Source organism: Acinetobacter sp. ANC 4862 (assembly GCF_004336635.1).
In the GTDB taxonomy this organism is placed as follows: Bacteria; Pseudomonadota; Gammaproteobacteria; order Pseudomonadales; family Moraxellaceae; genus Acinetobacter.
Map to the genome: position 1 here is coordinate 1 of NZ_SJXH01000063.1, position 7685 is coordinate 7685.

6 protein-coding genes, 1 tRNA gene and 1 pseudogene are annotated in these 7685 nt (G+C 39.1%); 3 read left to right on the forward strand and 5 right to left on the reverse strand.

The window, feature by feature from the left end:
• The coding region (locus tag E0409_RS16170; protein WP_165541353.1) for an integrase core domain-containing protein at positions 1-230 on the forward strand (230 nt) is incomplete at its 5' end.
• A gap of 105 nt (positions 231-335) precedes the next feature.
• Here E0409_RS16170 and E0409_RS16175 read toward each other — a convergent pair.
• The 4 genes from E0409_RS16175 to E0409_RS16190 form a co-directional block, all read right to left on the reverse strand.
• Positions 336-1655, reverse strand: coding sequence for a hypothetical protein (locus E0409_RS16175; protein WP_131292549.1), 1320 nt, complete (start codon positions 1653-1655; stop codon positions 336-338).
• 117 nt (positions 1656-1772) lie between these two features.
• Complete coding sequence (locus E0409_RS16180; RefSeq protein WP_078426429.1) at positions 1773-3098, reverse strand: tyrosine-type recombinase/integrase; 1326 nt, start codon at positions 3096-3098, stop codon at positions 1773-1775.
• A 170-nt stretch (positions 3099-3268) separates the two neighbouring features.
• Positions 3269-3341, reverse strand: a tRNA-Arg gene (locus E0409_RS16185).
• A 91-nt stretch (positions 3342-3432) separates the two neighbouring features.
• A complete protein-coding gene (locus E0409_RS16190) occupies positions 3433-4788 on the reverse strand; it encodes an amino acid permease (protein ID WP_131292552.1) in 1356 nt (451 codons plus the stop codon).
• Between the two features lie 317 nt (positions 4789-5105).
• On the opposite strand from E0409_RS16190, the gene prpF reads away from it, so the two are divergent.
• Together prpF and E0409_RS16200 are read left to right on the forward strand one after the other, a co-directional pair.
• Positions 5106-6296: a 2-methylaconitate cis-trans isomerase PrpF gene (gene prpF, locus E0409_RS16195; RefSeq protein ID WP_131292555.1), complete on the forward strand. Its 1191-nt coding sequence runs from the start codon at positions 5106-5108 to the stop codon at positions 6294-6296.
• 144 nt (positions 6297-6440) lie between these two features.
• Entirely contained in the window at positions 6441-7349 is a 909-nt protein-coding gene (locus tag E0409_RS16200) for a polyprenyl synthetase family protein (protein ID WP_131292558.1), read from the forward strand.
• A gap of 83 nt (positions 7350-7432) precedes the next feature.
• Here E0409_RS16200 and E0409_RS16205 read toward each other — a convergent pair.
• Positions 7433-7685: pseudogene (locus E0409_RS16205) on the reverse strand (IS4 family transposase); the annotation flags it as partial.

A 7685-nucleotide genomic window follows, 5' to 3' on the forward strand; every position in this document is an offset into this window, starting at 1 on the left:
ATTCATACGATAATGCTTTGGCTGAAACGATGAATGGCTTATACAAAACAGAGGTGATTGAATATTTAAAAGCAGATTGGCAAGGTTTAGCAGATGTACAACTTGCGACACTAAACTGGGTAGATTGGTTCAATAAAGAACGTGTACATAGTGCGCTAGGTTATGTGTCACCTTTTGATTTTGAAGCAATGTACTATGATAAAATTAATCCGTTAGGTCAGGTAGCCTAACTTAAATAAACTGTCTCCGACAAACCCGGTACGGTTCACACTTCAGCCGTGGGTGTTAGGAGTTACCCCAGTATTAATATATTGAAATTTATTATTTTTTTGGAGTTACTGCTTTGATGTTTTTTTCTTAGAATCTGACTCAACTTTAGAGTTTCCTCCGAGCTTAGCAGTGGGGTGGCGGCATAGCCTATCGATAGCTTTTTTCACATAATCATTTTCTTTAAATTCTGGGTAATTATCTTTAATCCAGTCCATTACAGTTGTCTGTTTAGGTGGTACATCAAATTTTGGGTCATAGTTAACCCAATATTTTATAATTACGCCTTTAATAGCTTCCAATGCAGGTGTGGAATATTCACCCACATCAGTGTAAGTCTTGCTTTCAAAGCATTCACTATTATTATTTGATAAGCTATTCTTAAAAAAATTTAATTTTTCAATCTCATCTTTTTGTTTTGATACTTTAAACCTTAAGTAGTTAATTTCTGAGAGAGGATCACACTCAGACAAGTTCAAAGGAATAGGTTGTTTAAATCTTTTTTTATCATAATGATAAGGGAAATACGTTCCATCATAATGAATTTTATTAAACCCATTAATAATATAGCCGCGCTCAACTAAAAATTCTTTTAAAGGTATTTCGCTAATAATTAGATCTGAATTAGCTTTTAGAATCCCCATCTCAATTGCTCTCAAGATTAAAGTTAAAGCTTCAAAATTCTCAGGATATTTAACTTCATACAATTTCTGATTGGCTGCTTTTAATACTTCTAATTGCGCTGGATCATCTCCAGTCATAAGACATGCTGCAGTAATTGGATCGTAGAATAATTGCTTTAATACTTTTGATAAAAATTTATTATCTGAATAGTCAATAAATTTTAAGTTAGTTTCATTTTGTTCTGGATCTAGTAGCCTTTGAACTTCCTGATGATGGAAAACAATATCCGTTGAGCTGAAGGGATTGCCTTCAAAGTGATGTGCTTCAATAAGCCAACGGATATTTCTAATATCATCATCAGTCATTCGAGAAAATGCTTTTAAATACTCATTTTGATTAAGCAATTTAATTTCATTCTCGGACTCTAAGCATTCAATAATTTTTTCAAATCTAAAAAAGACATCAGTCTTAGGGTTGGAAACAGTAGAAGATTCAAGGAAATCTAAAAAATCTCTAGAATGGAGATAGCCCTTAAAAATACTTGTCCAACTTACAGATCTTTCATGAGGGCCTAACTCACGAGCATCAATTTCATTTGGAGAGCGCTCCTCATGAATACAAACAATATTGCCTTCAAAATATATAGCAGGTGTTAATTTACCTCTTAAACATAAATCTTTTAAGTCTTTATAAGATAAGTTTGGACTACTTTTTTTATTAAGGAGTTGAAGTACTTCTTCTGCAGAATAGTATGATTTCAACATTTGCATGCCTCCCACGGCGCCCAAATATAGGAGCTAAGCCAATCGGATTGGGTATCCGACTTTCGCTCCGTCGAGCTAGGCTTAGCAAACTGATAAAATAACGAGTTGATTAACCTCTTATTTTGCTAACTTTGCATATTTAAAATTGATTACATCATCGTTAAGCAATTGTTGAGTAAAGTCATATGGACTGATATACCCAACTCGGTTAGCTTCCAGATAGTCGCTCCACCAGTTGAGCATGGCTTTACGTTCCTCTAAATATTCTGCTTGATGCGTATAAGCCAAACGTACTTGGTCGCGTTCTTGGTGACTCATTTGCTTCTCTACAGCTTCTTTTTGGAATAGGGTACTCTGTACCAAGGCAGAACAAGCCATGCCCCTAAAACCATGTCCGCATATATCTTTGTTAGTGTCATAGCCAATACGGCGTAGCGTCTTATTGATTGTAGATTCACTAATAAATCCTTGAGGATCACCATTCTTTGGGAAGACATTTTTAGTCATACCACTATAAGGATGGATCTCTTTTAAGATATCAATAACCTGAGGTGATAATGGAATCAAATGATCCATTTTCATTTTGGCACCGCGATTAGAAAACTTCTGTCCAGGGATTAATTCCCGTTCTCCCGGTATGGTCCATATGCCTTTTTGAAGATCAAACTCACTCCAACGTGCAAATCGGAATTCACTGGAACGTACAAACGTATGAAGTGCAAATGTTGTACATAACTTGGTTATAGGGTAGCCCTTATCATTTTCTAGTTTTTGCAAAAGCTCGGGCAGTTGCTCTAATGGTAACTGAGGGTGATGTTTAGACTTGTTAGTTTTTATAAAGACATCTTTCAGAAAGTAAGCAGGATTTTCTTCTATGAGACCGCGTGATATCGCATAAGCAAATATGCTGCTAAATCTTTGGCGAGTTTTCTTTAATACTTCTGCATATCCAGATTCTTCAATGGAGCGTAAAACCTTAACAAGATCTCTAGGCTTTACTGCATCTATCGACTGTTGCCCGATGATAGGGAAAACATAATCTTCTAAGTTCTTTAATGCTCTTTCAGCTGTATGTTCAATCCAGCGACCTGTATTGCTATATTCCTTATGCCAGTCTCTAGCTATAACCTCAAAACTATAGGCATTATCTAATTTAGCCTTTTGTATTTCCCCATGTTCGATTGGATCTATGCCATTAGCTATAAGTTCTTCTAATTCACGGCGTTTATCTCTGGCAGCTTTTAAGCTTAAAGCAGGGAAGTTGCCTAACGTCATTAAGCCATCTTTACCGTTGGCTCTTTTGTATTTAAATCGCCATACCTTTGAGCCACTCTTTCGGATGAACAAAATAAGTCCATGACCATCATACAAAGAGTAGTCTTTTTCCTGTGGTTTTGCCCCTGTGCACTTGGAGTCAGATAGCGGAATAGTCTTTTTGGCCATAATGAAATAAGGATACATATTGAGTAGAACTGTATGTATCCTCAATCATATCCTTATATTTTGCAACTATATCCTTGTATATTTAGCTATATTCTTCTATGTGCACAGTATATCTAATTGAATATAAATGTCTTTTAACCAAATTGTTTTATATTCTGCTATTGGGGTTGTGCGCCCTGCGGGAGTCGAACCCGCGTCGGTCACTTAGGAGGCAACTGCTCTATCCAGTTAAGCTAAGGGCACAATGCGCAGCTAATTTAGCGCAAATACGGATAAAAAAAAAGTTATTGTCGAAACAATAACTTTTTAAAAGACTGATCTTTATGATTTCTGCTTAAGATTTATTCATCTTGAGTACTTTAAATAAGCCGAACATCACCACAATCCATATCGGAATCATCAGTACAGATTCTTTAAAACCTTGCGTCCACATAATATAAAGTACGGTCGCAATAAAGATCAGAACGAGATAATTACTGATGGGAGACCAAAGTGCAGGGAATTTGGTCTGGATTGACGCTTGCTTAACGGCTTGTTTAAATTTCAGGTGAGTCAATGTAATCATCGCCCAGTTTAAAACTAATGCACCAACTACCACATACATCAAATGGCTTAAGGCATCTTCTGGAACAAAGTAGTTTAAAAGTACGCAACCAAAAATTAACAGTGCTGAAAATAAAACAGCAGGAATAGGAACACCTTGTTTATTCACATTTTGGAATACCTTTGGTGCATTGCCTTGCTGTGCCAAGCCGAAAAGCATACGGCTATTGGCATACATCCCACTGTTATAAACAGATAGCGCAGCGGTTAAAATAATGAAATTCAGTAAATGCGCTGCCCAGCCGATCCCGAGTTGACTGAAAATCATCACAAATGGACTTTTATCCAGACCACCTAAATCAAGCTGATTCCATGGCACCAATGATAATAAAATCGTCAGCGAGCCGATATAGAACAGCAAAATACGGAAAACCACCTGGTTAATGGCTTTAGGGATGGTCTTTTCAGGATCTTTAGCTTCTGCTGCAGCCATACCAATCAGCTCAATACCACCGAAGGCGAACATGAGGAAAGCAAGCATATAGAATAAACCTTCAAATCCATTCGGGAAGAATCCACCATGAGTCCAAAGATTGCTAAATGAAGAGGTTGAGCCAGCATCTGCGGTGAGTAATAAATACAAACCGAACACGATCATGGATACAATCGCAGTGACCTTGATGATGGAAAGCCAGAATTCTGATTCACCATAAAATTTAACATTGCCGAGATTGACTAAAGTAATCACAATGAAAAAGAACAGTACCGATGCCCAGGCAGGAATAAAAGGCCACCAGTAATTAATATATTTGGCGACAGCAGTAAGCTCTGTCATGGCCACCAGAATATATAAAATCCAGTAATTCCAACCTGCTAAAAAGCCGGGAAATTTCCCCCAATATTTAAAGGCAAAATGGCTGAATGATCCTGCTACAGGCTCATGTACAATCATTTCACCCAGTTGACGCATGATTAAAAATGCAATCAACCCACCAATGGCATAACCCAAAATGATGGAAGGACCTGCAGATTGAATCACCTGTGCGGAACCTAAGAATAAGCCTGTACCAATTGCTCCGCCCATGGCGATGAGTTGGATATGACGGTTCTTTAAGCCACGCTGAAGTTTAGAAGACTCGTTGTTCAAAGTACTCAGCCCGACAATGGATAAGATTGTGATTGTAATGGATTGATTTGTATAAGCCTAGTACGGGGCTAGGAGGGAGCTTGTTAAAAAATAATCACAAAAAAATATTTTGTATATTTCGATTTTGAATCAATGAATTAATTTTATTTTTAATTACATAAAATAAAATGATGTAAATTATAAGAAAAAGTTTAGGGTTCGTTTTTTATACTTAAGTCCTGTAGTGAGTGTTTTTGCTGAAAAAAGCATTATGATAAAAGTGATCAACATTTCCCGTATGTTGTTTAAAACAATGATAAATATCAAGGATCAATAAAATGAGTTTTGCTCCACAAATCAAAATTCCAGCAACCTATATGCGTGGCGGTACCAGTAAAGGTGTTTTCTTTAAATTGGATGACTTACCGGAAGCAGCACAGCAGGCTGGAAAAGTGCGTGATCAATTGTTATTGCGTGTGATTGGCAGTCCAGATCCATACGGCAAGCAAATTGATGGTATGGGTGGAGCAAGTTCAAGTACCAGTAAAACCGTTATCTTAACCAAAAGCACACAGCCTGATCATGATGTAGATTATTTATTTGGACAGGTCGCGATCGATCAGCCTTTTGTCGACTGGAGTGGTAACTGTGGCAACTTAACTGCTGCCGTAGGTTCATTTGCGATTTCCAACGGCTTGGTCAGTGCAGAGCGTATTCCTGAAAATGGCATCTGTACGGTACGAATCTGGCAAGTGAATATTCAAAAAACCATTATTGCCCATGTACCGATGACCAATGGACAAGTGCAGGAAACCGGTGATTTTGAACTGGATGGCGTGACTTTTCCTGCAGCCGAAGTTCAGATTGAATTTTTAGACCCGGCAGATGATGGTGAAGATGGCGGTGCCATGTTCCCGACCGGAAATGTAGTCGATACTTTGGACGTTCCGAATATCGGTACTTTCCAAGCGACATTTATTAATGCCGGTATTCCGACCATCTTCTTAAATGCTGAAGAGATTGGCTATACAGGGACTGAATTGCAAGACGCCATTAATGGCGATGCGCAAGCACTGGCACGTTTTGAAACCATTCGTGCCTATGGGGCAAAACAGATGGGTTTGATTCTGGATATTTCCGAAGCTGAAAAACGTCAACACACGCCTAAAATTGCCTTTGTGTCTAAACCTAAAGCCTATACATCTTCAAGTGGTAAAGCCATTCAAACGGGTGATGTCGATTTACTGGTTCGTGCCTTGTCGATGGGTAAACTGCATCATGCCATGATGGGAACAGCGGCTGTTGCTATTGGAACTGCCGCTGCGATTCCGGGAACACTAGTGAATTTGGCTGCGGGTGGGGGAGCACGTGAAGCAGTACGTTTTGGTCATCCTTCAGGGACTTTACGTGTCGGTGCGCAAGCAGTGCAGGAAAATGGACAATGGCAGGTGAAGAAGGCGGTGATGAGCCGTAGCGCACGAGTTCTGATGGAAGGTTGGGTTCGAATTCCTGAAGATAGCTTGAAATAACAAACCAGATAGAGAATCTTGCGAGAAAGCAGTATCATGAGTCGCAAGTTCTCTGTCGATGATGACAAGAGCGTTGTATATTAGATCAATCATTGATTTTTGATGGTTAAATCGACGAACCAAAGCAAAATATTCGAGGCGAATGTGTCATCTTTAACTGACGTACATGCAAATGTATTAACCCAAGCACAGCAACGTATTCAACAAGATTTATTGACGGCATTAGACGCATTTTCCATTCCAGAACCATTGAAAGGGGCTGTGCATCATGCTGTGATGCTCGGTGGTAAACGGGTTCGTCCAGCGCTTTGTTATGCAACAGCGGCGATAAAGCCAAATGCAAATTTTGCGGCAGTACGCCGTGCGGCAGTAGCCATTGAAATGATCCATTGCTATTCGCTGGCACACGATGATTTGCCGTGTATGGATAATGATTTGTTGCGTCGCGGTCAGCCGACCTGTCATGTGGCTTTTGGTGAAGATACAGCATTACTTGCCGGTGATATTTTACAGTCGATGGCCTTTGAAATCTTAGGCAGTCGTCTGTTTGATCAAGGGCCTGCGGTTGATCCATCGATTATTTTAAAACAGATGCAGATTTTGGCGACAGCCAGTTCAAAAATGGTCTGTGGTCAGGTGCTGGATTTACAAGCCGAAGGCAAGCATGTCAATCAGGAAGCTTTGGAGAATATTCACCGTAATAAAACTGGTGCGTTAATTTCTGCTTCGGTGATGATGGCTGCGGTCACTGTGTTTGAAGGTACTGATCAAGCAATTCCTAAGCTGCGTGAATATGCGCAAGCGATTGGATTGGCTTTCCAGGTGCAAGATGACATTCTGGATATTATTTCCGATACCGAAGTATTAGGAAAAACTGCCGGTAAAGATCAGCAAGTGGATAAATCGACTTATCCAGCATTGATGGGTCTGGAAAAGGCCCAAACTTATGCCAAAGAATTGCATGATCAGGCGTTTAGCGCTTTGACAATGTTTGGTGAAAATGCAGCTGAACTCAATCAGATTTCACAATTTTTATTGTCACGTAAAAGCTGAAAAGTATTTTAGTAAAATATAAATAATAAAAAAGAGGACATGATGTCACTGCTGTCCCACAATTTTTACAAGAGGAAGCTCATTTAAGCTTCCTCTTGTTTGATGGGGACTTTATCGGGTGAAAATAACGCTTTTAAGGTTTTTATTTCAAATAAATTCACTTGAATTATTCTGAGTAAGCGCTGAACTGTCCAGCCTTTTTTCCCTAAATGTTGAGCGAAACTTACCAGTAAATAGGCGATCATCGCAATCCAGATTTGCGTCTGAATGGCGTTCTTGCTTCGGCCTAAAAAGGCTTTTAATTTCAGGTTCTGTTTAATCGCTTTAAAGAACAAT